This is a genomic window from Halobacillus sp. BBL2006 (assembly GCF_000786645.1).
In the GTDB taxonomy this organism is placed as follows: domain Bacteria; phylum Bacillota; class Bacilli; order Bacillales; family Halobacillaceae; genus Halobacillus.
The window spans coordinates 1-2,361 of the sequence record NZ_JRNX01000681.1 but is presented as its reverse complement, the minus strand read 5'-3'; the positions used below and the strand labels follow the sequence as shown (position 1 = coordinate 2,361).

Genomic DNA, 2,361 nt, shown 5'->3' with positions numbered 1-2,361 from the left:
AAAAAAGAAAATAAAACTTGTTCCGACAACTACTCGAAAACCGCCTAATACACAATAAATCATAAGCGACAGCAGGAAGAGACTCATCAGCCAAATGGGAATGTTGGGGAAAATGAAAACCTGAACTACCTCCACATAGTTTTTAATCACTGATAGGAGGATGAAAAATTGATAGATCAGAAATACAATGCCGATGGAAACTCCAATGTATTTGCCATATAAATCACACTGAATCCCAATAATATCGGCACTTTCATATTCTCTCAAAATGGAAATCATAATCCATGCAATAAAATGAAGGTAGACTCCCGCAATTAAGACAGAAATCCAGGCGTCAGGTCCCGCTTCCAGAAATAAGATGCGAGGCACTCCCATAATTCCTGTCCCTGTCTGAATCGTATGCACAATGAAAAATAAGTAAAAAGCACTGACGGCGACATCTGGTTTGATTGTTAAGTTTGTTTTCATGTTGGATCCACATCTTTATGTTCATGTGATTTCTTGCTGCTGTATCGATTCTCATCTTTTGGCATCACGGTTAGTGGCCTCTTAGGGTTCTTTTGAAAAGGCAGACGGATGATGGAATCATTTATATCCCTTAGAGAAAAAGGATAAATAGGAGCCAAGTAAGGACGTCCCAATGATTTTTGTTTTAGTAAATGAATCACTAAAAAGCTAAACGCAAAAACAATTCCAATCAATCCCCATGCGCCAGCAAGAATGATCATGGGAAAACGGATTATCCTAATGGCCGTGCCCATTAAATAACTAGGTGCTGTAAAAGAAGCAAGTGCACTTAAAGCAATGATGATAATTAGGATATTACTCGTAAATCCGGCCTGGACGGCGGCTTGCCCGAGAACGACACCACCAACGATACCCATCGTCTGACCGACCTTTGTAGGTAAGCGGGCACCAGCTTCCCTCAGTAATTCAATGAGAACCTCAAGAAGCAAGGCTTCCATGACGGGTGGAAAAGGCACAGTTGCTCTTGATTGCCCTAGAGATACCATCAAAGAGGAAGGAATAACTTCATAATGATAGGTTAAGGCCGCTACATACATGGGAGTTAAAATGATAGAGATAAACATGGCTGTAAATCGAAGCAATCGGATAAATGTTCCCATGTTCCAGCGCATATAAAGATCTTCTGTAGATTCAAAATAGCTGAATAAAGTCATTGGACCAATGAGCATCGTCGGGCTTTTATCAACCATAACGCCAACTCTGCCTTTAGTAATGGAATTACAGAACCTGTCAGGAAGCTCTGTGAATAAGAGTTGAGGGAAAACCGAGCTGGAAGAATCCTCAATCAATTGGCCTAACACACTCGTGTCTTCTACTTCATCGACTTCTAAATCCTGAATTCTTTGTCTCATAGTGTTTACGTTCTCTTCATTAGCTAGTGATTTAAGATATACGATTCTCACTTCAGATTGTATGCGATCTCCGACAATCATTTTTTCAACGACTAAATCATCAGTATCCAGCCGCCACCGAACCACATTCAAGTTTGTCACAAGCGATTCCGTAAAAGAAACTTGAGGACCAAAAACTAAAGATTCCGTTTCTGCTCGCTGTAATGCTCGGCGGTCTTGTTGTGGTAAAAGAAACGTAACAACTTCCTTTTCACCTTCAATATAAACGCAGACACTCCCATGGATAAGCTGCTGAGTAATGGTTTCAATTTCTTTTTCTCTATTGGAAGAAGCAAGAGGGATCTTATTTTGCAAGTCTTGGACCGTCCAAGGTTTTCTTGAACTCGTTAATGGCTCAAGTAACTCCTTTTCAAGGCGATCCTTCTTCACTTGGTAAGAGATAAAAAGTATGATGATGGATTGCCCTTTAATTTGATAGGTTTTTTCAATGAGATCAGGGCTTTGATTAAACTGTTCTCTCATAACCGAGGTCAATTGATCAGCACTCATAGGAAGTTGGTGGCCCAATTCTTTCCCCTCCTCTACAATCAGATGGAATTAGTATGTGAAAAAAAGGGGACATTATAAGTGAATTAATCTTTTATCTTTGATCTTGTAAAAGCTCAATAATGCTCTTGAAAGGAGGAGACAATGATGAATCTGCAACTCATTGAAGTGTATATACCCGATCATCACTTTGAGTCCATCAATGAAAAATTACAGGAGTACGATCATCAATCCTATTGGTTATCAAGTGAGTCAGAAGAACGGATGCTCGTCCGAATTTTAGTGGAAACACGAAATGTTGAAGAAATTCTCAATTATTTAGAAGAAGTATCAAACGTGGTCGAAGGATTTGAAACGATGCTCATTCCTGTGCAAACGTATTTGTCGAAAGAAACGATCAATCAGGAATCGAAGGATGAGAAAGAAAAAGAGAAAA

Annotated in this window: 2 protein-coding genes and 1 pseudogene; 1 reads left to right on the top strand and 2 read right to left on the bottom strand. The window is 39.5% G+C overall.

The genetic code is table 11. The features are described from left to right. Both LD39_RS18205 and LD39_RS18200 read right to left on the bottom strand, forming a co-directional pair. Positions 1 to 468: GerAB/ArcD/ProY family transporter (locus LD39_RS18205; protein ID WP_035551257.1), on the bottom strand; the 468-nt coding region annotated here is incomplete at its 3' end. Then, positions 465 to 1,928, bottom strand: coding sequence for a spore germination protein (locus LD39_RS18200; RefSeq protein ID WP_035551260.1), 1,464 nt, complete (start codon positions 1,926 to 1,928; stop codon positions 465 to 467). The genes LD39_RS18205 and LD39_RS18200, both read right to left, overlap by 4 nt. A gap of 144 nt (positions 1,929 to 2,072) precedes the next feature. Between LD39_RS18200 and LD39_RS18195 the strand changes: the two are divergent. Then, positions 2,073 to 2,361, top strand: a pseudogene (locus LD39_RS18195) (TIGR00341 family protein); the annotation flags it as partial.

Bases quoted from the DNA above. Each gene is read 5' to 3' on its own strand.
- LD39_RS18200 (WP_035551260.1), bottom strand. From the start codon at position 1,928: ATGAGTGCTGATCAATTGACCTCGGTTATGAGAGAACAGTTTAATCAA.